Origin of the sequence: Streptomyces sp. V4I8 (assembly GCF_041261225.1) — a bacterium.
In the GTDB taxonomy this organism is placed as follows: domain Bacteria; phylum Actinomycetota; class Actinomycetes; order Streptomycetales; family Streptomycetaceae; genus Streptomyces.
This window is the reverse complement of record NZ_JBGCCN010000001.1, coordinates 3,557,423-3,579,143: the sequence shown is the minus strand read 5'-3', so window position 1 is coordinate 3,579,143 and position 21,721 is coordinate 3,557,423. Positions and strand designations below refer to the sequence as shown.

Here is a 21,721-nt window from a genome sequence, read left to right as displayed (position 1 = left end):
GGCTCTACTTCCCTTTGTGCCCGGACTTGCCCCGGCCCTGCCCCTTGTGCGTGCCGTTCTGGGTGCCGTGCGTGTTGTCGAACTTCTCGTACGCGTCGACGATACGGCCGACCAGCTTGTGCCGGACGACATCCTGCGAGGACAGCCGGGAGAAGTGGACGTCCTCGACGCCGTCCAGGATGTCCTGCACCTGCCGCAGACCGGACTTGGTGCCGTCCGGGAGGTCGACCTGGGTGACGTCACCGGTGATGACTATCTTCGAGTCGAAGCCGAGGCGGGTGAGGAACATCTTCATCTGCTCGGGGCTGGTGTTCTGGGCCTCGTCCAGGATGATGAAGGCGTCGTTGAGCGTGCGGCCACGCATATAGGCGAGCGGCGCGACCTCGATGGTCCCGGCGGCCATGAGCCGGGGGATCGAGTCGGGGTCGAGCATGTCGTGCAGCGCGTCGTACAGGGGCCGCAGGTACGGGTCGATCTTCTCGTAGAGCGTGCCCGGCAGGAATCCCAGCCGCTCGCCCGCCTCCACCGCCGGCCGGGTCAGGATGATGCGGTTGACCTGCTTGGACTGCAGGGCCTGCACCGCCTTGGCCATGGCGAGGTAGGTCTTGCCGGTACCGGCGGGGCCGATGCCGAAGACGATCGTGTGCTTGTCGATCGCGTCGACGTAGCGCTTCTGGTTGAGGGTCTTGGGGCGGATCGTGCGGCCACGGGAAGAGAGGATGTTCTGGGTGAGCACCTCGGCCGGGGTCTCCTTGCCGTCCCCCTCGCCGTTCTCGCTCGCTCTGAGCATGGCGATCGAGCGTTCCACTGCGTCCTCCGTCATCGGCTGTCCGGTGCGGAGCACCAGCATCATCTCGTCGAACAGGCGCTGGATGAGGGCGACTTCAGAGGCATCGCCGACCGCGCTGATCTCATTGCCCCGGACATGGATGTCGGCCGCCGGGAAGGCCTTCTCGATCACACGCAGCAGGGAGTCGCCGGACCCCAGCACGGTCACCATGGGGTGCTGGGCGGGGACGGTGAACTGTGCTCTCGCCTGCCCCTGCGCGGGTGTGTGAGCTGTGGGTGTCTGAGTCATGGGCCGGCTCTGAAGGCCTTGCTCGTCCTCCTCGATACGACTCGCCCGCCACAGGGGCGGCCTGGCGATTTCCAGGGTACGCCGGGGGACTGACAACGCCGTAGGCGTTTTCGCAGGGGAGGGTTCACGGGGTTACGAGGGCCTCACGGCCGGTACGGAGCGGGTGACGCTCCGCTTGCCGGCCGATCCCGGCAGTTGCCCGTCCGTAGGTGACCGTCGGTAGCCGCCCGTCCGTAGTTGACCCGTCGGTAGTTGAGGCCGGAAATAACCCTTGCCGACCCTGGCCCCACGCGCATCAATGGAAACGGTGATTCCGACGGACCGTCAGATCCGCCGGGGCCATCAGGTTCAGCTCTCCCCGTCAGCTGTCCGCTTCAGCTGTCGACGCAGTGTGTCCGCATCCACCTGCCGAGCAATTCCCGCACCCCCCACACCAGGAATTCCCCCACCTCGAAAGGGAGCGGATCCCCATGAGACGCATACGAATCGGAGCTGGTGCGACGCTGGTCGCCGGGGCCCTCGCGGTCACCGGACTGGCCTTCGCGCCCGCCGCCCTCGCGGTCACCCCCGACACGGCGACGATCACCGCCGACTGCGGCGCCTTCGGCGGCGGCGAGGCCACCCTCACGGCCACGCAGGACGGCACCGCCGCCACCCTCACCCTCAAATCCTCCGCGATCACCGCGCCGATCGCGCTCGGCGCGGACTCGATCTCCTCGACGCTCACCCTGGTCAAGGCGAGCGGCGGCACCACCAGCTTCACCGGCACGGAGAACCCGGCGATGGCCGCCGGTGACCCCGTCCAGGTCGGCCCGCTCAGCGGCACCGTCGCCTCCGGGGACAGCCTGGAGGCGTTCGGCGGCTCGCTGCAGATGACCGTCTTCGGCATCACGATCACGTGCACGGCGGCCGGGCCGCAGTCGCCGGGCCCGTTCGTGTTCGACTGACGCGTGACGTACTGAGGGGGCGCGGTCCCGGCGCTGCTACGGCTTCACAGCGCGTCGGGGCCGCGCTCGCCCGTCCGCACCCGTACGACCGTGTCGACCGGCAGCGCCCACACCTTGCCGTCGCCGATCTTGCCGGTCTGGGCGGCCTTCACGATGGCGTCGATGACCTCGTCGGCCGCCGCGTCGTCGACGACGACCTCGATCCGGACCTTGGGCACCAGGTCGACCTGGTACTCCGCGCCCCGGTACACCTCGGTGTGGCCGCGCTGACGGCCGTAGCCACTCGCCTCGGTCACGGTCAGACCGTGCACGCCGATCTCCTGGAGGGCGGTCTTGACCTCGTCGAGCCGGTACGGCTTGACGATCGCGGTGATCAGCTTCATGCCTGGTTCTTGACCTTCTGCGCGGCGGGGACGGAGGAGGAGACGGACGAGGTGACCGGGGCGCCGTGCCCCAGGACCCCGTGATCGTAAGCGGTCTCGGCGTGCACCGTAAGGTCCAGGCCGGTGTGCTCCTGCTCCTCGCTCGCCCGGAAGCCCATGACCTTGTCGATGACCTTGCCGATGCCGTAGGTGACGAGAAAGGCGTACGCCGCCACCACCACGACGGCCACCGCCTGCTTGCCGAGCTGCCCGACTCCGCCGCCGTGCAGCAGGCCCTCGGTGCCGCCCGTCATGGTGGCCGTCGCGAAGACGCCGATCAGCAGCGTGCCGATGACACCGCCGACCAGGTGGACCCCGACGACGTCCAGGGAGTCGTCGTAGTCGAACTTGAACTTCCAGCCCACGGCGTACGAGCAGACGACACCGGCGGCGAGACCGATGACGAGCGCGCCCAGCAGCGAGACCGAGCCGCAGGACGGGGTGATGGCGACGAGACCGGCGACCGCGCCGGAGGCCGCGCCCAGCGTCGTCGGGTGACCGTCGCGCTTGTGCTCGACGAAGAGCCAGCCGAGCAGGCCGGTGCAGCCGGCGGCGAGGGTGTTGAGGAAGACGGCCGCCGCGAGCCCGTTGGCGCCGAGGGCGGAGCCTGCGTTGAAGCCGAACCAGCCGAACCAGAGCAGCCCCGCGCCCAGCACGACCATCGGCAGGTTGTGCGGCCGCATCGCCTCCTTCTTGAACCCGAGCCGGGGCCCGAGGACCAGGCACAACGCCAGTCCGGAGGCGCCGGAGGTGATCTCGACGGGGAGGCCGCCGGCGAAGTCGAGTGCGCCGAGGTGCTCGAGGATCCAGCCGCCGGGTCCCCAGGTCCAGTGCGCGACCGGAACGTATACGAGTAGCGCCCACACCGGCACGAACACGAGCCACGCCCCGAACTTCGCCCGGTCCGCGACCGCGCCGCTGACGAGCGCGGCGGTGATGATCGCGAAGGTGAGCTGGAAGGTGGCGAAGAGGACGGTGGGGACGGTGCCCTGGACGCTGTCGGGTCCGAGCCCGGCCATGCCGGCATGCTCGAGCCCGCCGATGAGCCCACCGGCGACGTCGTCCCCGAAGGCGAGCGAATACCCGCAGGCCAGCCACACGACGGTGACGAGCGCGACGGACACGAAGCTCATCATCAACATGTTGAGGACGCTCTTCGTGCGGACCATGCCGCCGTAGAACAGGGCCAGGCCCGGGGTCATCAGCAGGACGAGGGCGGTGGCGGCGAGCAGCCAGGCGGTGTCGCCGGTGTCGATCTGCGCGGCTTGTGCGGCGGCGAGGGGCACGGTTGTCTCCAACGGTGTGGGGGCTCGTCAGAGATTCACCGGTCCGAGTTTCCGGCCGCGTACGGGTGTGTTTCGGCGACGTTTCGTTGCGCGGGGGTTTCCGGAAGCTCACCGGGCGGGGTGCACTCGGGCGCGTGTGCGGCAAGGGTCTGTGGATCAGGGAGAATGGGCGCCATGAGCGTGCGCAGTAAGTCATCCGAGCCGTCCGAGGCGCCCCATCGCGCCGGCTTCGCCTGCTTCGTGGGCCGTCCCAACGCGGGCAAGTCCACGCTGACGAATGCTCTGGTCGGCCAGAAGGTGGCGATCACCGCGAACCAGCCGCAGACGACGCGGCACACGGTGCGGGGGATCGTGCACCGGGAGGACGCCCAGCTGATCCTGGTCGACACCCCTGGGCTGCACAAGCCGCGCACGCTGCTGGGCGAGCGGCTCAACGACGTCGTCCGTACGACCTGGGCCGAGGTCGACGTGATCGGCTTCTGTCTGCCGGCGAACGAGAAGCTCGGTCCCGGTGACCGCTTCATCGCCAAGGAACTCGCGTCGATCAAGAAGACGCCGAAGATCGCGATCGTCACGAAGACCGACCTCGTGGACGGCAAGACGCTCGCCGAGCAGCTCATCGCCATCGACCAGCTCGGCAAGGAGCTGGGCTTCGAGTGGGCCGAGATCGTCCCCGTCTCGGCGGTCGGCGACAAGCAGGTGGGCCTGCTGGCCGACCTGATCGTGCCGCTGCTGCCGGAGGGGCCCGCCCTCTACCCCGAGGGTGACCTCACCGACGAGCCCGAACAGGTCATGATCGCCGAGCTCATCCGCGAGGCCGCGCTAGAGGGCGTCCGCGACGAGCTCCCCCACTCCATCGCGGTCGTGGTGGAGGAGATGCTCCCCCGCGAGGACCGCCCCGCCGACAAGCCCCTGCTGGACATCCACGCCTTCGTCTACATCGAGCGCCCCAGCCAGAAGGGCATCATCATCGGCCCCAAGGGCAAGCGCCTGAAGGACGTCGGCATCAAGTCCCGCAAGCAGATCGAGGCGTTGCTGGGCACGCCGGTCTTCCTGGACCTGCATGTGAAGGTGGCGAAGGACTGGCAGCGGGATCCTCGGCAGTTGCGGAAGCTGGGGTTCTGAGCCGGGTGGGGTCGGGGGTGTGGCGGGGTTGTTGTAGCGGGCGCCTGATGGCGGTCGGTATCAAGGCCCGCGGGCATGTCGAGGTGTTGCTGGGGGCGGCGGCCGTGCGGCGGTAGCCGCAGATTGATGCGGTCTGGGCCTGCATGTGAAGGTGGCGAAGGACTGGCAGCGGGATCCTCGGCAGTTGCGGAAGCTGGGGTTCTGAGCCGGGTGGGGTCGGGGGTGTGGCGGGGTTGTTGTAGCGGGCGCCTGATGGCGGTCGGTATCAAGGCCCGCGGGCATGTCGAGGTGTTGCCGGGGGCGGCGGCCGTGCGGCGGTAGCCGCAGATTGATGCGGTCTGGACCTGCATGTGAAGGTGGCGAAGGACTGGCAGCGGGATCCTCGGCAGTTGCGGAAGCTGGGGTTCTGAGCCGGGTGGGGTCGGGGGTGTGGCGGGGTTGTTGTAGCGGGCGCCTGATGGCGGTCGGTATCAAGGCCCGCAGGCATGTCGAGGTGTTGCTGGGTGCGGCGGCCGTGCGGCGGTAGCCGCAGATTGATGCGGTCTGGACCTGCATGTGAAGGTGGCGAAGGACTGGCAGCGGGATCCTCGGCAGTTGCGGAAGCTGGGGTTCTGAGCAGTCAGGCCTTGCTGGGGGACATGTCCTGCAGGCCCACCACGCGCAGGAGTTGGAGGCGCTCGTAGGCCTCCGTGCCCGGGCGGGCGGTGTGGACGACCAGGAGGTGGTGGTGCTCGTGGCTGACCATGACCTCGCAGTCCAGCTCCAGGAGGCCGACCAGGGGGTGGATGAAGCGTTTCGTCGCCCGGTTGCGCTGGGACACCTCGTGCTCGTCCCACAGACGCGCGAACTCCTCGCTCGACGCCCGTAGTTCGGCGACCAGGCCGGCCGGTTCCGGATCGTCGGGGCGGGCCGCGGCCACCGCGCGCAGGGTGGCGACGTGGGCGCGTGCGTGGCCCGCGAGGTCCTCCTGAGGGAAGAGGGTGCGCGCGGTCGGGTCCAGGAAGAAGAGCCGGGTCAGGTTGCGTTCGCGGCGCGGACGGGACATCACGTCACCGATCAGTGCCTTGGCCATCGCATTCTGGGCCAGCACCTCGCCGCAGTCGTTCACCACCTGCGCCGGGGTGTCGTGCAGCCGGTCCAGGATCAGCAGCAGCCCGGGACGGACATGCGCCGACGCCGTCTCGCGGCGCGGGGGCTCCTCGCCGGTCAGGTGGAAGAGGTGGTCCTGCTCGACGTCGGTCAGGCGCAGCGCGCGGGCCAGTGCCGTCAGCATCTGGCGGGACGGGCGCGGGCCCCGGGACTGTTCGAGGCGGGTGTAGTAGTCCACCGACATGCCCGCCAGCTGCGCCACCTCCTCGCGGCGCAGACCGGGCGTGCGACGCCGGGTTCCCGGTGTCAGGCCCACGTCCGACGGGGTCAGCCGGGCGCGGCCACGGCGCAGGAAGTCGGCGAGTTCGGCTCGGTTCACCTCTCCAGCCTGCGGTAGCGCGCCGCGCTTATCCAGGGACTGCCGATCCCCTGATCAACGGGTCTCTCCCGCTCGTACCGGCTCCGTCCGAGGCTGGTGGCACCAGACCGAGAGGAACAGATCATGTTGACACTGGTGACAGGCACGACGGGGCAGGTCGGCCGACGGTTCGTCCCCAGGCTGCTGGCACAGCGGCGGCCGGGAGAGGAGGTACGGGTCCTGGTGCGCGACGCCTCGCGCGGCGAACCCTTCGCCGAACTCGGCGCCCAGGTCGTCGTAGGGGATCTGCGGGACTCCGAGGCCCTGGGCAAGGCGGTCGCCGGGGTCGACGCGGTCGTGAACGTCGCGGCCTCCTTCCGCGGGGTCCCCGACGAGGAGGCGTGGGCGGTCAACCGGGACGCGGCCGTGGAGCTGGGGCGTGCCGCGCTGAATGCCGGAGTACGGCGCTTCGTGCAGGTCAGCACGGGGCTGGTGTACGGCGCCGGACGCGGCCGCCCGCTGACCGAGGACGACGAGAGCCGGCCCGGCGGGGCGATGTGGGGTGCCTACCCGGAGTCCAAGGCTGCGGCCGAGCGGGAGTTGCTCGCGCTGGAGGGCATGGACGTACGTGTCGGCCGGCTCCCCTTCGTCTACGGTGAAGGTGATCCGCATCTCGCGCAGTCCCTGATGTGGGCCGGGAACTGGGCGGCGACCCAGCGGCTGCACATGGGGCATCATGCGGACGTGGCTCAGGGGTTGCTGCGGATCCTGTATGCGCCGGGGGTCGCGGGGCGGGTTTACAACATCGCCGACGACGCGCCTGTGACGGCGGTGGAGTTGCATCAGCTCAACGCGGTCGAGGTGCCCGCTGAGCTGTACACCCGGACCGATCCGGACGCGTGGCTCGCCATCACCTCCACGGAGCGGATTCGTCGGGAGCTGGGGTATCGGCCGGTGTATCCGTCGGTTTACGCGGCGCGGGATGCGGGAGCGCTCTAGCGGGGTGCCGCGAGGGGCGGTCGGGCGTCTGCGGGTCGTGTGTGGCTGGTCGCGCCCACGCGGCGGAGCCGCATTTCGACACAGCCCCGCGCCCCTGGGGGCGTTGCAGAACCCGGCGTACTCAGTCCACGTCCTTGATCCGGCCCACCAACACCGCCCCCGCCAGCCCCGCCACCGCAGCCACCCCGTACAGAACCCGGTATCCACCCAGGTAAGTCACGATCGGGGCGGCGACGGCGGGGGCCGCCACCTGCGGCAAGGCGTTGGCGATGTTGATGACGCCGAGGTCCTTGCCGCGGTCGAGGGCCTTCGGCAGTACGTCCGTCATCAGGGCGAAGTCGACCGACATGAACACTCCGAGACCCAGCCCCAGCAGAGCAGCCACGACGATCGCGCTCGGCCAGGTCTGCCAGGCGGCGAGCAGGGCGGTGGCCGCCGCCATCAGTACGCCGGACCAGATCACGAAGGGCTTGCGGCGGCCCACGCGGTCCGACCAGGCGCCGCCCACCACGACCGTGGCCAGCAGGGTCACGCTGTTCACGGCGGTGAGGATGAGGACGCCCTGCTCGGGGTCGTGGTACCTCAGGCGGTCCCGCAGGTAATACAGCAGGTAGAGGATCACCAGCGCGTTGCTGAGGTTGATCAGGAAGCGGGTCAGCCAGGCCCAGGCGAAGTCGGGGTAGCGGCGCGGGCTCAGCCAGAAGCCGGTCGCGAACGAACCCCAGGACCACGCAGGCCGGGCCGCGCCCCCCAACCTGAGATCCCGGTACCGGAGGACGTACGGCAGCACCCCCGCCAGCGTGAACACCGCGCACGCCGCGTACCCCGCCGTGATCCCGCCCAGCGCCGTCGCCAGCCCGGTGCCGGTGACCGCCCCGAGGATCTGGGCCGCGCCCAACCAGCCGCCGACCACGCCCCGTTGCAGCCGTGGCACCCGGTCCGGGACCGCCGCCGTCACCGCCGCGAAGGCCGCGTTCAGGGTCAGCTGGACCAGGCACCAGCCGGCCATCATGGTCCACAGCCCGCCCGCCCCGGCGAGCAGCAGCAGCGACAGCGCGCCGCCCGCCGCGCCGGTCACGATCCATGGCGTACGGCGGCCCCAGCGGGCCGTGGTGCGGTCCGACAGCGCGCCGAAGAACGGGTTGGCGACGAGGGACACGACCGCGCCCACACCGGTCACCCACGCGAGCAGCGTCTCCTTGGACATCCCCGTGCCGGGCGCGAAGTCCTCCGCCTGCTGGGCGAGCAGGATCTGCAGCGGGCCGTACCAGCCCACCCAGATCGCCACGTTGGCCAGCGACAGTGCCGCCGTCCAGCCCCGGCCGACCCGCTCGGTGGGATCGGCCAGGGCGTCGACCGTCATCCCTGGGCCCGGAGCACGTCCCGCAGCCAGCCGTACGACGCCTTGGGCGTCCGCGTCAGCGTCGCCGGGTCCTCGAAGTCCACGTGCACGAGCCCGAACCGCCGTGCGTAGCCCTCGGCCCACTCGAAGTTGTCGAGCAGCGACCAGACGAAGTAGCCGCGTACGTCCACGCCCGCCTCGACGGCCCGGTGCAGCGCGCGGATGTGGCCGTCCAGGTAGGCGATCCGCTCCTGGTCGTCGACGCCCTCGTACGAGCAGCCGTTCTCGGTGATGACGATCGGCGGGAGCCGGTCGCCGTAGCGCTCGTGGAAGCCGGTGAGCAGTTCCGTCAGAGCCTCGGGGACCACCGGCCAGCCGAAGTCCGTCGTCGGCACGCCCTCGATCTCCCGCACGGAGAAGGGCAGTTCGGCCGGCATGCGCACCCCGCCGAAGTCGATCTCGGTGCCCTGCGGGGCGCCCACGCGGGTCGGCGCGTAGTAGTTGACGCCGTAGAAGTCGAGGGGTTCGGAGATGGTCTTCAGGTCCGCCTCGACGTCGCCCGGCAGCAACTCGCCGATGCCGTCCGGGTACGCGCCGAGCAGCAGCGGGTCGGCGAAGAGCCGGTTGAGGAGGACGTCGTAGAAGCCCGCCGCCTCCAGGTCCGCCTGTTCCTGGGAGGCCGGCCAGGTCGGGCCGTGCGAGTTGGCGATCCCGATGTCCGTGGCGCCGGCCGCGCGCAGGGCCTGTACGGCCCTGCCGTGGGCCAGCAGCTGGTGGTGGGCGGCGGGGAGCGCGTCGAAGAGGAGCTGCCTGCCCGGCGCGTGGGTGCCGAGGGCGTGGCCCAGCAGGGTGTGCTCGGCGGGTTCGTTGATCGTGATCCACTTCTGGACGCGGTCGCCCAGGCGCTCGGCGACCACCGACACGTACGCGGCGAAGCGGTCGGCGGTGTCCCGGTCGAGCCAGTCCAGCGCGACCGGCAGGTCCCAGTGGAAGAGCGTCGGCACCGGCCGCACGCCCGCCGCGCACAGCTCGTCCACCAGTCGGTCGTAGAAGTCGAGGCCGTTCGGGCTGTTCACGCGGGGCCACGAGATCGAGAAGCGGTACGCGTCCACGCCCAGGCCGGCCAGGAGCGCCACGTCCTCGGGGTAGCGGTGGTAGTGGTCGCAGGCCGTCGCGGCCGTGGAGCCGTCCTTCACCCGTCCCGGTTCGGCCGTGAAGGCGTCCCACACGGACCGCTCGCGCTTGTCCACGGCGCCCTCGATCTGGTGGGCGGACGTCGAGACGCCCCACAGGAAGCCGGCCGGGAACTGGGGTATCGGGTTCGTCGCGCCGCGCGCATCAGTCGCCATGCGCCGGATCATCCGTACCGGCGGTAACGGAAGTCAACGGGCAGGCGTGAAGAACCAGTTACGCCCTTCGTGTCGCGCCCCTTGCTGTTGCGCCCCTCGCTGTTACGCCCCCTCCTTCAGTACCCGGCTGATCAGCTTGCGCTGCTCGTCCGTGAGCCGGGGATCAGCGCAGTAGACCGTCCTGCCGTCCACGGTGATCTGGTAGCTGAAGCCGTCCGGGACCCCGACGGGGGGCGTGCCCCGGCCGGACGCGACCGCGCTCTCGGCCAGGGCGTGCCACTCCTGGGCGTCCGACCGCCCCGAGGTGTCCACCTCGGCGTGCCGCTCGATGCCCGCGAAGCCACCCGTGCGCCGTACCTGAATACGCATGGGTCTCTGTCTAGTACGGACTCACAGGATCCGCACCCCGACCTGCTCCCACGCCTTCGACACGGCCTGGAACTCGTCACCGCCGTCGCCGAAGCGCTCCCGCGCGGCCTTCACGGTGAGCCCCGCGAAGTCGGTGAACAGGGCCCGGTCCGACAGCTCGCCGCCGGTCAGGACGTCGTACCAGATCTGTCCCGCCTTCTCCCAGGCGTGGCCGCCGAGCGCGGTGGCGGCCAGGTAGAAGGCGTGGTTGGGGATGCCGGAGTTGATGTGGACGCCGCCGTTGTCGCGGCCGGTGCGGACGTAGTCGTCCATGGTCGCGGGCTGCGGGTCCTTGCCGAGGACATCGTCGTCGTACGCGCTGCCCGGCTCCTTCATGGAGCGCAGGGCCTTGCCGGTGACGCTCGGGGCGAGGAGCCCGGCGCCGATCAGCCAGTCGGCCTCGGCGGCGGTCTGGCCGAGCGTGTACTGCTTGATGAGGGCGCCGAAGACATCCGACATCGACTCGTTCAGCGCGCCGGGCTGGCCGTAGTAGGTCAGGTTGGCCGTGTACTGGGTGACGCCGTGGGTGAGCTCGTGGCCGATGACGTCGATCGGGATGGTGAAGTCGAGGAAGATCTCCCCGTCCCCGTCGCCGAACACCATCTGCTCGCCGTTCCAGAAGGCGTTGTTGTAGTTCTCGTCGTAGTGGACGGTGGCGTCCAGGGGCAGTCCGTCGCCGTCGATGGAGTGGCGGGCGTAGGCCTTGAGGAAGAGGTCGAAGGTGGCGCCGAGACCCGCGTAGGCGCGGTTGACCGTGGCGTCCTGGCCGGGGTCCGCGCCCTCGCCGCTGACCTTGGTGCCGGGCAGGGCGGTGCGGTGCTCGGCGTCGTAGATCGTGCGCAGCGGCCGGTCCGACGGTGCCTTCGCCGCCGGGGCGGCCGCGAGGGCGAACTCGGTCGTCACGCGACGCCTGCCGCGCAGCTCGCTGTCGCGCATCAGGGTCCGCCGAGCGGGACCGGAGAGTGCGGGGTCGTCGTTCCGTGCCAGCTTGTCGAGGACGTGCGGCGGTACGACGGTGCAGAAGACGGGCTCGAAGCCCCCGTTGGTCGTCATGCCCGGCACCATTGCACTGGGTCATCGCACTGTCACTACCCGCCACCATGATTGGTGAAATATGCGGACAGGTAGCCGCACGCTCCGTGACGGAGTGGTATGGCGCACTTTTTGTCCGCTTCATCCCCCGGGTCCCGCATACTGATACGACGCCCCGCACGGGGAGCGGCTCGGCTAGCATGCTGCGCATCATGCGTTTCGGGCTGCTTCTTCTTAGCTGCCGCGGCGAGGGCCTGTAGTCCAGGTCGACTCCCTCCCCGCGGAGCTTGGCGTTGCGTCGTCGGCCGTCCTTCCGGACACCCTGAGGAGCCCCCGCATCATGGCGAACCGCCAGCAGCCCAGTTCCATGCCGATCCACAAGTACGGCCGCTACGAGCAGGTCGACATCCCGGACCGCACCTGGCCGGCCAAGCGCGTCACCACCGCCCCCCGCTGGCTCTCCACCGACCTGCGTGACGGCAACCAGGCCCTGATCGACCCGATGTCGCCCGAGCGCAAGCGCCGGATGTTCGACCAGCTGGTCAAGATGGGCTACAAGGAGATCGAGGTCGGCTTCCCCGCGTCGGGACAGACGGACTTCGACTTCGTGCGGTCGATCATCGAAGAGCCGGGTGCGATCCCCGACGACGTCACCATCTCCGTACTGACCCAGGCCCGCGAGGACCTGATCGAGCGCACGGTGGAGTCCCTGAAGGGCGCCAAGCGCGCCACGGTCCACCTGTACAACGCCACCGCCCCCGTCTTCCGCCGGGTCGTCTTCCGTGGCTCCAAGGACGACATCAAGCAGATCGCCGTCGACGGCACCCGTCTGGTGATGGAGTACGCCGAGAAGCTGCTGGGCCCGGAGACCGAGTTCGGCTACCAGTACAGCCCCGAGATCTTCACCGACACCGAGCTGGACTTCGCGCTGGAGGTCTGCGAGGCGGTCATGGACGTCTGGCAGCCCGGCCCGGGCCGCGAGATCATCCTCAACCTGCCGGCCACGGTGGAGCGTTCGACGCCCTCCACGCACGCGGACCGCTTCGAGTGGATGGGCCGCAACCTGTCCCGCCGCGAGCACGTCTGCCTGTCGGTCCACCCGCACAACGACCGCGGTACGGCCGTCGCCGCCGCCGAGCTGGCCCTGATGGCCGGCGCCGACCGCATCGAGGGCTGCCTGTTCGGGCAGGGCGAGCGCACCGGCAACGTCGACCTGGTCACCCTGGGCATGAACCTGTTCTCCCAGGGCGTCGACCCGCAGATCGACTTCTCCGACATCGACGAGATCCGTCGCGTGTGGGAGTACTGCAACCAGATGGAGGTCCACCCGCGCCACCCGTACGTGGGCGACCTGGTCTACACGTCCTTCTCCGGCTCCCACCAGGACGCCATCAAGAAGGGCTTCGACGCGATGGAGGCCGACGCCGCGGCTCGCGGGGTCACGGTCGACGACATCGAGTGGGCCGTGCCCTACCTGCCCATCGACCCGAAGGACGTCGGGCGGTCGTACGAGGCCGTCATCCGCGTCAACTCGCAGTCCGGCAAGGGCGGTATCGCGTACGTCCTGAAGAACGACCACAAGCTGGACCTGCCGCGCCGGATGCAGATCGAGTTCTCCAAGCTCATCCAGGCGAAGACGGACGCCGAGGGCGGCGAGGTCACCGGCGGCGACATCTGGGCGGTCTTCCAGGACGAGTACCTGCCGAACCCGGAGAACCCCTGGGGGCGTGTCCAGGTCAAGAACAACCAGTCGACGACCGACACGGACGGTGTGGACACGCTGAAGGTGGAGGCCACGGTGGATGGTCAGGACACGGTCCTGACCGGGTCCGGGAACGGTCCGATCTCGGCCTTCTTCGACGCCCTGCAGTCCATCGGGATCGATGTGCGGCTGCTGGACTACCAGGAGCACACGATGAGCGAGGGCGCCTCCGCGCAGGCCGCGTCGTACATCGAGTGTGCGATCGACGGCAAGGTTCTGTGGGGGATCGGGATCGACGCCAACACGACGCGTGCCTCGCTGAAGGCGGTCGTCTCCGCCGTCAACCGGGCGGCTCGTTGACGGATCCCTCCGTGGGGGAGGGGTGCGACTACGGATGTGCCGGGGTGTGTTGTCGGTCGTCTGATCCGCCGTAGTGGCTGGTCGCGCCCCGCGGCGGAGCCGCAAATGCAGCACGAAGGAACGCTCGTACAGGTCGAGCGTGGAGATCCTGCTGTCCCCTCGCATGACCCACATGTGGGGCGCACGGCTCCCCGGCTCACCCCCCAGCTGGAAGGTGTCGGGGACGATCGCCTGCTCCGCGCTAGCGCCCACCACGGCGTTCGACGCCACAGCCCCGCGCCCCTTGGGCGCGCCCCGCCCACCGTCTTCCGGTGGGCGGGGCGCGTTCCTTTTCGGCCATTGACCTGTGCAGGTCACGGAAAGGTCTCGTTCGGGGTACTGACTCCGGGTCCGTGATGTGGCTAACATCACGCAAGCGCGGCGACGTTGCCGTGGGGTTACGGAGGTGCGACGTGCTGCCAGGACGGGGACGAGACGGCCGTGCTGCCAAGGCTGCGCGCATCCTGGGTACCCGCACCGCGTGGTCGGCCGTCGGGGACGGGGAGTTCTTCTGCCCCGGCTGCGGAGGCGACCGCAACTACCAGCGGCTGAGCGGGCAACGACGCTTCACCTTCCTCGGTGTGCCCGTGCTGCCGCGCGGTGAGACCGGCCCTGTCGTGGAGTGCGCGGCATGCCGCCGCCACTTCGGCACCGATGTCCTCGACCATCCGACCACCACCCGCTTCTCCGCGATGCTCCGCGACGCCGTCCACACCGTCGCCCTCGCGGTGCTGGCGGCGGGCGGCACCTGCGCCCGGCCGGCCCTGGAGGCCGCGGCGGCCACGGTGCGCGCGGCCGGCTTCGACGACTGCACGGAGGAACAGCTCAACGCCCTGGTCGAGGCGCTGGCGGCGGACACCGGACGGGTCTTCTCCGAGCCGTGCGGCGCCGGGCTGGCCATAGAGCTCCACGAGGCCCTGGACCCGCTGGCCCCGCACCTCGCGCCGCCCGGCCGGGAGTCGATCCTGCTCCAGGGGGCGCGCATCGCCCTGGCCGACGGTCCGTACACACCCGCCGAGCGCGATGTCCTGGCGACGGTCGGCGCCGCCCTCATCATCTGCGCCGAGGACGTGACCCGGCTGCTGGCCGCGGCGGCACGCACACCGTCGTAGCGGTACGGCGACCGCCGTTACTCCCCAGGGAGTAGCCGCGCCCTTCCGCCACCCCCGGCAGTACCCCCGAACTCGCCCTCGCGCCCGACGAACCGGCCCCTTCGCGCCGGGAGTCTGGAATCGACCCAGACATCCCGCACCGGAGGGAGGCCCGTCAGATGGGGGCCGCAAGGACAAGTACACGGCGACGCCGGGCCGTGCCCTGGCTCGTGCTGGGGCTGTGGATCGCCGTACTGGCACTCGCCTCGCCGTTCGCGTCGAAGCTCGCGGACGTCCAGCGGGACCGCGCCGTCGACTATCTGCCCGCGAGCGCCGACTCCACGCAGGTGGCGAAGATCGAGGACCGGCTGCCGGGTGGCGAGGCCACCGAGATGGTCGTCGTCTATCACCGGGACGGGGGACTGACCGCCGGAGACAAGGCGATGGCCGCCGGGCAGATCGACCGGATCGCCGGCGCGCACCGGCTCACCGGTGAGCCGCGGGGCATCCCGTCCCGGGACGGCACCACCCTGATGTACCCGGTCGCCAGCACCGAGCCGGGGCAGGACGAGAAGGCCCGTGACGCGCTCGTCAACGACGTACGGGACATCGCGCGGGGCGGCGACGGGCTGAGCGTCGACGTCGGCGGGGCGGGCGCGCTCGCCACCGACGCGAGCGAGGTCTACAACTCGCTCGACGGACCGCTGCTCTACACCACCGCCGCCGTGGTCGCGCTGCTGCTGATCCTCATCTACCGCAGCCCGTTCCTGTGGCTCGTCCCGCTCGCCGTCGCGGGCATGGCCGACTATCTGTCGATGGGCGTCGCCTACGGGCTCAACCAGGGGTTCGGGACGTCCGTTTCCGGCCAGAGCTCCGGGATCATGACGATCCTCGTGTTCGGGGCGGGGACCGACTACGCCCTGCTGCTCGTCTCGCGGTACCGGGAGGAGTTGCGGCGCATCGAGCGGCCGTACGACGCCATGGTCGCCGCCCTCAAGGGCTGCGGGCCCGCCGTGCTCGCCTCCTCCGGCACCGTCGCCGCCGGGCTGCTGTGCCTGCTCGCCGCCGACCTCAACTCCAGCCGCGGTATGGGCCCGCTCGGCACCGTCGGGGTGCTGTGCGCGCTGGCCGCCATGCTGACGCTGCTGCCCGCGATCCTCATCCTGCTCGGCCGACGCGTGTTCTGGCCGCTCGTACCGCGCTACGGCAGCACACCCAAGGCCCGCCGGTCCCTGTTCACCGCCATGGGCAGCTCCGCCGGACGCAGGCCGCTGACCGTCCTCGCGGCCGGCGCCGTCCTGCTCGGCGCGCTCGCGCTCGGCACCCTCAACCTGCCCGGCAGCCTCAAGCAGGAGGACTCCTTCACCAGCAAGCCCGACGCGGTCGTCGCCATGGAGACGCTCGCCGAGGCCTACCCGGAGCGCGGCACCCAGCCCATCAGCGTCATCACGCCGGAGGACCGAGCCGAGCGGACGCTCGCCTCGATCCGCTCCACCCGGGGCGTCGACAGCGCGCGGGAAGGACGTACCGGAAACGGCTGGACGGAGATCTCCGTCCTCGCCACCGCACCACCCCAGTCCGCCGGGGAGACCGCCACCATCGAGGCCCTGCGCGACCGGCTCGACGGCTCCTACGTCGGCGGACCGAGCGCCGAGCAGCTCGACCTGAAGGACACCAACGCCCGGGACCGGCTGGTCGTCGTGCCGATCGTGCTGCTGTCCGTGCTGCTGATCCTGGTCGCCCTGCTGCGCTCGCTCGTCGCGCCGCTGATCCTGGTGGCCGCCGTGGTCGCGGTGTGGGGCGCGGCCCTCGGCATCGGCGGACTCGTCTTCGGGCCGCTCTTCGGCTTCGAGGGCACCGACCCGGGGTTGGGCCTGCTCTCCTTCGTGTTCCTGGTGGCGCTCGGCGTCGACTACGGCATCTTCCTGATGCACCGGATGCGAGAGGAGGGCCTGAACGGCGCCGAACCGGCGTCCGCCGCGCTCACCGCGCTGCGCACGACGGGCGGTGTCATCGCCTCCGCCGGGCTGGTCCTCGCCGCCACCTTCGCGGTGCTCACCAACATGCCGCTGGTGCCGCTCGTCGAGCTGGGCTTCGTGATCGCGGTGGGCGTCCTGCTCGACACGTTCCTGGTGCGCACCTACCTGGTGACCAGCGCGAGCGTGGCGCTCGGACGGCGGGTGTGGTGGCCGGGCCGGCTCTCCCGGGCGCCCGAACCGCCCGTGCCGCCGAAGGAACCGGAGCGCGTGGCCGTCTCCGCCCACTGACCCGACCGGCGCCCCTCCCTCCCGGAGGGGCGCCCCCTTCACGGAAGATGAGCCCGTGCAGCAGACCACCACAGCGGCGCGTCCCCGCGTCGGCGAGCGGATCATGGCGGCGATCAACCGCGACCCCCTGACCGCCCCGCACCGCACCCGCAACGACGCACTGCTCGCCGTGGCATGGGCCGCCCTCGCCACCGTCACGGCCCTGCTCGGCGACAAGGGGCTGCGACCCGACGCGCTCGGCTGGACCCTGCTGCTCGCCGCCCACGTGCCCCTGGTGTGGCGGCGCCACCGTCCGCTGCTGGTGCTGCTCGCGGTGATGGTCTGCATCGCGCCGTACCACGCCCTCGAGAACAACCATGCCGCGCCCATCTTCGCGACCATGGTCGTGCTGTACACGGTCGCGGTGACCGGCACGGTGCGCCGCACGCTGCTCACCGGCGCCGCCGTCCTCGGCGTGACACTGATCCTCAACGCCCTCACCAACCCCGACGGGACGATGGAACTCCTGCGGATCTCCGGCTGGGTCTTCGCGTTCCTCTTCTGCGGCATCGACGTCCGCTACTACCGCCAGTACGTCACCGCCATCGTCGAACGCGCCGAGCGCGCGGAGCGCACCCGAGAGGAGGAGGCCCGCCGCCGCGTCGCCGAGGAACGCCTGCGCATCGCCCGCGACCTGCACGATCTGCTGGCCCACAGCATCACCCTCATCGGCGTGCAGACGTCGGTGGCCGCGCATGTGCTGGCCGCGGACCCGCAGCGGCTGGACCGCCGGTCCATCGCGAAGTCCCTCGACGACATCGCCGACACCTGCCGCACGGCCCGCGGTGAACTCCGTACGACGCTGGAAGTCCTGCGCGAACAGGGCGTCGCGGGCGAGACCCGGGGCCCGCTCCCCGGGCTCGACGGAGTGCCGGACCTGGTGGCGGCGGCGCGGCTCGCGGGGGCGCGGGTCGAGTCGGCGGTACGGGTGCGTCAGGCGCCGCCCGCCGTGGGGGCGGCCGCGTACCGGATCGTGCAGGAGGCGCTGACGAACGTGGTCCGGCACGCGGGACCCGAACCGGCCGTGCGCATAGAGCTCTACGAGGAGCGGGGCGCCCTGCACCTGTCGGTCACCGACGACGGCTCCTGCCCGGCCGCCCTTTCCCCGAACTCCGGCTACGGCCTCGTCGGTATGCGGGAGCGGGCCCGCAGCGTGGGTGGCACACTCGACGCCGGACCACGTGACAAGGGGGGTTTCGAGGTGCGTGCCGTGCTGCCCGTCGGGGCCGACCTCGTCACCGGCGGGGGAGGAGACCGATGATCCGCGTCCTGCTCGCGGACGACCAGACGCTCGTCCGGGAGGCGTTCGCCATGCTGGTCGAGTCGGCCCCCGACATGGCGGTCGTCGGCCAGGCGGCCACCGGCCGGGAGGCCGCGCAACTGGCCCGCAGCGCCCGCGCCGACCTCGTCGTGATGGACATCCGCATGCCCGACCTGGACGGCATCGAGGCGACCCGGCTGATCGCGGCCGACGACGACCTGGCCGGGGTGCGGGTCCTGGTCCTCACCACCTACGACACCGACGAGAACATCGTGGACGCGCTGCGCGCCGGCGCCTCCGGCTTCCTCGTCAAGGACACCCGCCCGGCCGAACTCCTCGACGCGATCCGCACGGTGGCGGCAGGGGAGTCGTTGCTCTCACCCGGGCCCACCGCACGGCTGATCGAGCGGTTCCTGCGCAGCCCCTCCGCGCCCACGGCGGCCGGGCCCGAATGCCTCTCCGAACGCGAGCGCGAGGTGCTGACCCTGGTCGCGCGCGGTCTCAACAACACCGAGGTGGCCGAGGCGTTGGGACTCAGCCCGCTGACGGCGAAGACCCACGTCAGCCGCATCATGGGGAAGCTCGGAGCGCGCGACCGGGCACAGTTGGTCATCGTGGCGTACGAGTCGGGGATGGTGACTCCGGGAAGCCTGTGACGGACAGGTCAATGCTGACACTCCGTCAAGGGAACTCGAGGGAACTCGATGACCATCCTGAGCCGCACAGTCCTCGTCACCGCGGTCCTCCTGACCACCCCGCTCACGACGACCGGCACCGCCTCGGCGGACCCCGGCTGCACGTCCTCCGTCCCGTACGTCTCGGGCGAGGGCGACTACGACACCTACCGCATCCCGGCGACGATCACGACCCGGCGCGGCACGGTCCTGGCCTTCGCCGAGGGCCGGCACGACGGCGCGGGCGACACCGGCGACATCGATGTCGTCCTCAGACGCTCCCTCGACGGCGGCTGTACGTGGGGTCCGGTGACGGTGGTCGCCGCCGGGGACGGGGACACGCGCGGCAACCCGTCCCCGGTGGTGGATCCCCGTACGGGCGCGATCGTCCTCGTCACCTCCTACAACAGCGGTGATGTGACGGAGGTGCAGATCATGCGGGGCGAGGCGACGGCGGAGCAGAGCCGCCGGGTGTTCGTCCAGCGGAGCGTGGACGACGGGCGCCGGTTCAGCGCGCCGCGGGACATCACGGGCGCGGTGAAGCCGGCGAACTGGCGGTGGTACGCGACAGGGCCGGGGCACGCGATCGCGCTGAGGCGGGGGCCGCACTCGGGGCGGCTGGTCGTGCCGTCGAACCACTCGGCGGCCCCGCCGCCCGGCTCCGCCGACACCGGCCAGGAGCCCAAGTACTACGGCGCCCACGCCATCCACAGCGACGACGGCGGGCGCACCTGGCAGTTGGGCTTCGTGGACGAGTCGTACGACGGGGTCAGCAACGCCAACGAGTCCACGGCCGCCGAACTCCCCGACGGCAGGCTGTACTTCAACTCCCGTGACCAACTCGGCACGAGCGCCGGCAACCGCCTCGACAGCCACTCGACCGATGGCGGCGAGACCCTGGACCGCCCGTACACCGTCCAGGCCACGCTGAACGACGTCCCGGTGGTGGAGGGCAGTGTCCTCCAACTCCCCGGCGCGGAGGCCCCGTTGATCTTCTCCGGCCCGTCCGTCCCGACCGCCCGCCAGTCGATGGCCGTGTGGCGCAGCACGGACGGCGGAGCGACCTTCACCAAGGCGCTGACGCTGTCCCAGCAGCGAGCGGCCTACTCCGACCTGGTGCCGCTGGGTCGGCGCACGGTCGGGATCCTGTACGAGACGGGAGTGGCGGGGCCGTACGAGTCGATCGAGTTCCGCAGGCTGCCGGCCGACGGGCTCCCAGGGGCGGTCACGGCGACGGCCGGATGACGAAGACCTGGCTGTCCTTCGGCCGGCACGGCTCCACCACGGCCTCGGCTCCCTCCGAGAGGTCGGCGTCCCTGATGGCCACGCAGCCCCGGCCGTCGACCCGCAGCGAGTACCGACGGCTTCCGTCAGGCCCGGCCGGCTCGATCCGGAACGGGGTCGTCCGTCGGCAGTCGTCCCACGGCTCCAGCAGCCCGGCGCCCGGCCCCTCGGCCAGGGCCGTCAGACAGCCGGGGCCGTGGTCGGGGTGGTACCAGCGGATCCGGAAGGTGTTCCCGCCGAGCGGAACCAGGGTCGTCTCCTGGGGCGCGACCTCGTCGCACGGCCGCTGCACCGCGACCAGTGACTCGTACCGGCTGCCGTAACCGTCCGTCAGGCAAAGGCCGTTCGTCAGGGCCGGACGGATCTGCGTACGGCCCTGAGGGAGCGGGGACCGGGCGTCGGTCGCGGCGACGCCCGCGCCCCCGGCGCCCTTCCTGCCGCCGTCGTCCCGGGAGGAGACCAGCGCCCAGACGGCGGCGGCCAGAACCGCCACCAGAACCGCCGACGCCGGCAGGACGGGAACCCCGAGCACCCGAGCGCCGAGGCGCGCGCCCCGCCTCGGACTCTCGCCCCTGTCGTCGGCGACCTTCCCCGCGGCGAGGTCGTCCCGGACCGCCAGCCACTGCGCCGCCCGCTCGCCGTCCCCGCAGGCGTGGACGAAGGCGGCCAGCAGCTCCGGACGCGGCAGGGTCCGGCCGTGCAGCACATCGGCCAGGGTGCTGCGCGGCAACACCTCGCCGTGCTCGGCGGCACGCTCCTCCAACTGGCGGTACGTCAGCCCCGCCCGTTCCTTGAGCCCCCGCATCGCCGCGATGAACTCGTCGGTGTCACGCGCATGTTGAGGACCCGCATCCCCCCTGGTCTCCATGTCGCACATCGTCGGCCCCGCTCGGACGGCCGCACAATCCCGTTTCCCGCCACCGTCCTCATGGTCCCGACAAGGCCTGGGCAAGCCCCGGACAGGACCCGGACAGGGCGCTGACCAGGCCGGACAGCGAGAGGGCTGTCCGGGACAGCGACGGCCCTTGTCCCTGCCCGGCCCGCCCCGGCAGGCTCGGTGCTGCCCCGGCCGGAGCACTCACCCACCCGACCCGATCCCAGGGGGATACGTCATGCCCATGCGTCAGCGCATCGCCGCGACCGCGATCTCGGCCGTGCTCGCGGGCGGCGCCATCGGCCTCGCTCCGGCGGCCCAGGCACGCGACTTCGCGGCGGCTTCCTGCTACGGCAGCGCGAACGGCTACCTCAAGCCGGCCGGTACGTACTGGCTCCCGGCGGGCGATGTGTTCAGCACGTCCAGCGCCTGCTCCGACATCAACATCAAGCCCAACACCAACCGGTACGTGAAGGTCTGCTTCGAGACCAACGGCCGCCAGGAGTGCCAGGCGAACTACACCCTCGCCCGCGCCGGGCAGTGGAACGTGATCGCCACGAACGTGCGGGACGGCGCCCGGTTCGCCTTCGAGTTCCGCTCGGACGCGAAGTCCACCGGCAGCTGGGCCGCCTGATCCACCGGCACTGACGGGGGAACGGGGGAACGGGGGAAACCGGGGGACGCGGGGGCCGGGC

The 21,721-nt window shown here is 71.0% G+C and carries 19 protein-coding genes; 10 read left to right on the top strand and 9 right to left on the bottom strand.

Annotation, left to right across the window (positions count from 1 at the left end):
• Positions 1-4: 4 nt before the first annotated feature.
• A complete protein-coding gene (locus tag ABIE67_RS16240) occupies positions 5-1,078 on the bottom strand; it encodes a PhoH family protein (protein WP_370257751.1) in 1,074 nt (357 codons plus the stop codon).
• A gap of 470 nt (positions 1,079-1,548) precedes the next feature.
• Here ABIE67_RS16240 and ABIE67_RS16235 point away from each other — a divergent pair, with 470 nt between their 5' ends.
• Positions 1,549-2,025 (top strand): hypothetical protein, encoded by a 477-nt coding sequence (locus ABIE67_RS16235; RefSeq protein WP_370257749.1) that lies wholly within the window; start codon positions 1,549-1,551, stop codon positions 2,023-2,025.
• A gap of 44 nt (positions 2,026-2,069) precedes the next feature.
• Here the strand turns inward: ABIE67_RS16235 and ABIE67_RS16230 are convergent, their stop codons facing one another.
• Both ABIE67_RS16230 and ABIE67_RS16225 read right to left on the bottom strand, forming a co-directional pair.
• Positions 2,070-2,408 (bottom strand): P-II family nitrogen regulator, encoded by a 339-nt coding sequence (locus tag ABIE67_RS16230; RefSeq protein ID WP_370257746.1) that lies wholly within the window; start codon positions 2,406-2,408, stop codon positions 2,070-2,072.
• Positions 2,405-3,733, bottom strand: coding sequence for an ammonium transporter (locus ABIE67_RS16225; protein ID WP_370257745.1), 1,329 nt, complete (start codon positions 3,731-3,733; stop codon positions 2,405-2,407). The genes ABIE67_RS16230 and ABIE67_RS16225 overlap by 4 nt, the downstream gene beginning before the upstream one ends.
• Before the next feature lie 174 nt (positions 3,734-3,907).
• On the opposite strand from ABIE67_RS16225, the gene era reads away from it, so the two are divergent.
• Entirely contained in the window at positions 3,908-4,858 is a 951-nt protein-coding gene (gene era, locus ABIE67_RS16220) for a GTPase Era (protein WP_370257744.1), read from the top strand.
• Positions 4,859-5,477: 619 nt separating this feature from the next.
• Here the strand turns inward: era and ABIE67_RS16215 are convergent.
• The gene (locus ABIE67_RS16215) at positions 5,478-6,326 is read right to left on the bottom strand and encodes a helix-turn-helix transcriptional regulator (RefSeq protein WP_370257740.1); all 849 of its coding nucleotides are present in this window, start codon (positions 6,324-6,326) and stop codon (positions 5,478-5,480) included.
• A gap of 123 nt (positions 6,327-6,449) precedes the next feature.
• Between ABIE67_RS16215 and ABIE67_RS16210 the strand changes: the two genes are divergently transcribed.
• On the top strand, positions 6,450-7,304 hold the full coding sequence (locus ABIE67_RS16210) for an NAD-dependent epimerase/dehydratase family protein (RefSeq protein WP_370257738.1): 855 nt from the start codon (positions 6,450-6,452) through the stop codon (positions 7,302-7,304).
• Between the two features lie 121 nt (positions 7,305-7,425).
• On the opposite strand, the gene ABIE67_RS16205 is transcribed toward ABIE67_RS16210, so the two are convergent.
• The 4 genes from ABIE67_RS16205 to ABIE67_RS16190 all read right to left on the bottom strand — a co-directional run bounded on the left by ABIE67_RS16205 (position 7,426) and on the right by ABIE67_RS16190 (position 11,456).
• Positions 7,426-8,667, bottom strand: a complete 1,242-nt coding sequence (locus ABIE67_RS16205; protein ID WP_370257736.1) for an MFS transporter — start codon at positions 8,665-8,667, stop codon at positions 7,426-7,428.
• Positions 8,664-10,007 (bottom strand): GH1 family beta-glucosidase, encoded by a 1,344-nt coding sequence (locus tag ABIE67_RS16200; protein WP_370257732.1) that lies wholly within the window; start codon positions 10,005-10,007, stop codon positions 8,664-8,666. The genes ABIE67_RS16205 and ABIE67_RS16200 overlap by 4 nt, the downstream gene beginning before the upstream one ends.
• Before the next feature lie 90 nt (positions 10,008-10,097).
• Positions 10,098-10,364 carry a protealysin inhibitor emfourin gene (locus ABIE67_RS16195; protein WP_370257731.1) on the bottom strand — a complete coding sequence of 89 codons (267 nt, stop codon included), beginning with the start codon at positions 10,362-10,364 and terminating at the stop codon, positions 10,098-10,100.
• Positions 10,365-10,385: 21 nt separating this feature from the next.
• Positions 10,386-11,456 (bottom strand): M4 family metallopeptidase, encoded by a 1,071-nt coding sequence (locus ABIE67_RS16190; protein WP_370257729.1) that lies wholly within the window; start codon positions 11,454-11,456, stop codon positions 10,386-10,388.
• A 319-nt stretch (positions 11,457-11,775) separates the two neighbouring features.
• Here ABIE67_RS16190 and leuA point away from each other — a divergent pair, with 319 nt between their 5' ends.
• The 6 genes from leuA (at position 11,776) to ABIE67_RS16160 (ending at position 20,113) form a co-directional block, all read left to right on the top strand.
• The gene (leuA, locus tag ABIE67_RS16185) at positions 11,776-13,497 is read left to right on the top strand and encodes a 2-isopropylmalate synthase (protein WP_370257728.1); all 1,722 of its coding nucleotides are present in this window, start codon (positions 11,776-11,778) and stop codon (positions 13,495-13,497) included.
• A gap of 452 nt (positions 13,498-13,949) precedes the next feature.
• On the top strand, positions 13,950-14,648 hold the full coding sequence (locus ABIE67_RS16180; RefSeq protein WP_370257726.1) for a TerB family tellurite resistance protein: 699 nt from the start codon (positions 13,950-13,952) through the stop codon (positions 14,646-14,648).
• Positions 14,649-14,806: 158 nt separating this feature from the next.
• Complete coding sequence (locus ABIE67_RS16175) at positions 14,807-16,894, top strand: MMPL family transporter (RefSeq protein ID WP_370257723.1); 2,088 nt, start codon at positions 14,807-14,809, stop codon at positions 16,892-16,894.
• A gap of 55 nt (positions 16,895-16,949) precedes the next feature.
• Entirely contained in the window at positions 16,950-18,194 is a 1,245-nt protein-coding gene (locus ABIE67_RS16170; RefSeq protein ID WP_370257720.1) for a sensor histidine kinase, read from the top strand.
• A complete protein-coding gene (locus tag ABIE67_RS16165) occupies positions 18,191-18,850 on the top strand; it encodes a response regulator (protein WP_370257718.1) in 660 nt (219 codons plus the stop codon). Before ABIE67_RS16170 ends, ABIE67_RS16165 begins: the two co-directional genes overlap by 4 nt.
• Before the next feature lie 48 nt (positions 18,851-18,898).
• Entirely contained in the window at positions 18,899-20,113 is a 1,215-nt protein-coding gene (locus ABIE67_RS16160; RefSeq protein ID WP_370257715.1) for an exo-alpha-sialidase, read from the top strand.
• Here ABIE67_RS16160 and ABIE67_RS16155 read toward each other — a convergent pair.
• The gene (locus ABIE67_RS16155) at positions 20,094-21,020 is read right to left on the bottom strand and encodes a helix-turn-helix domain-containing protein (RefSeq protein ID WP_370257713.1); all 927 of its coding nucleotides are present in this window, start codon (positions 21,018-21,020) and stop codon (positions 20,094-20,096) included. The genes ABIE67_RS16160 and ABIE67_RS16155 overlap by 20 nt on opposite strands.
• A 244-nt stretch (positions 21,021-21,264) precedes the next feature.
• Between ABIE67_RS16155 and ABIE67_RS16150 the strand changes: the two genes are divergently transcribed.
• A complete protein-coding gene (locus ABIE67_RS16150; protein WP_370257712.1) occupies positions 21,265-21,660 on the top strand; it encodes a hypothetical protein in 396 nt (131 codons plus the stop codon).
• Positions 21,661-21,721 lie beyond the last annotated feature (61 nt).